General features: G+C 67.1%; 1 pseudogene. It reads left to right on the top strand.

Features of this window, described 5'->3' with window-relative positions:
- Positions 1–1,174 (top strand): annotated as a pseudogene (locus tag FWJ67_RS11180) (hypothetical protein); the annotation flags it as partial.
- Positions 1,175–1,243 lie beyond the last annotated feature (69 nt).

Here is a 1,243-nt window from a genome sequence, read left to right as displayed (position 1 = left end):
CCAGACGCTGGGGTTCTTTCTTACCGAGGGATCCCGGCTCAACGGGGATGAGATCACGTGGGGACCGGGCCAGGTCTCCCTCAACCGGACCCACTACCAGCTCCAGTTTGAACGCCGGTTCGGCTGGGAGGCGGCGGGCCACATCTCCCTCAAAGGCTACTGGGACGCGGGGGTGGCGGGTCTGGAAGCCCTGAAAGGGGTGGCCAACGGCGACAGCTCCACCCTCCTGGAGCTGGACCAGGCCTACGTCGATCTCTACTCGGATCTGACCGACTTCCGCATTGGCCGCCAGCGGATCGCTTGGGGAACGGCCGACGGCTTCAACCCCACCAGCTACTTCTCGCCCCTCACCTTGGACCTGACCCGGGGTTTGGAGGGGCTGGTCCAGCCCGTCACCGCCATCCGGACCAGCACCTACTTCAACGTGGGGACCCTGAGCGTGGTGATCGTCCCCGCGTTCGAGCCGTCGGAGTGGGAAAGGGTGCTCCAAGACGAGACCGGCCTGACCGCCGAGAACGTGAAGGACTATGAGAACCCCGGCGAGATCGGCCTCCAGTTCGACACCTTCTACCGGGGGACAAGCCTGTACCTGAGCTACTTCAACGGGTACGAGGACCAGCCGGTCGTCTGGGAGGGCGAGGCCAACCTGCACGGCGCATGGCGGCGGGAACAGAAGGTGGGGCTGGCGGCCGCGACGGCCTGGCGGGGCTTCACCCTCTGGGGGGAGGGGACCTACACCTTCCCCGGCCGGGTGGAGGGCCTGGACGAACAGCGCGCGGGGCAGATCTGGGGCCCCACGAAGCCTTATCCCACCGCCGTTCTGGGGGTGGACTACCTCTTCCCCCGGGGGATCCGGGCGGAGCTCCAGTACATCTACAACGGCCGGGGGAGCCTCCTCAAGATCTTCAACGAGAGCGACGTTCCGGCGGGCCAGTACCTGATGGGGCTCGCCTCCATCCCCCTCACCGATGATCAAACCCTGGAGCTCCTGGCCCTGGACAGCCTCCGGGATGATTCGCGGGTCCTGGTCCCCACCTACCGGTACCAGCTCACCCCCACCACCCAGGCCAGCCTGAGCCTCATCCTGGTGGATGGGGGCCCGGCGAGCGAGGTCGGCCAGAAGCATCTGAGCGACCTGGACCAGCTGACCCTCGCGGTGACCGTCCGCTTCTGACCCGGTCCCGGTCGGGCCAAAGCCGAGCGGTCTTGGCATCCAGGGAGGGAGCGTGGGTGAAGCTCTTCG

The sequence above is a fragment of the Limnochorda sp. genome (assembly GCF_047459355.1).
Classification (GTDB): domain Bacteria; phylum Bacillota; class Limnochordia; order Limnochordales; family Limnochordaceae; genus Limnochorda.
The sequence above is the reverse complement of the archived record's forward strand: the minus strand, read 5'-3'. Positions and strand labels throughout refer to the sequence as shown.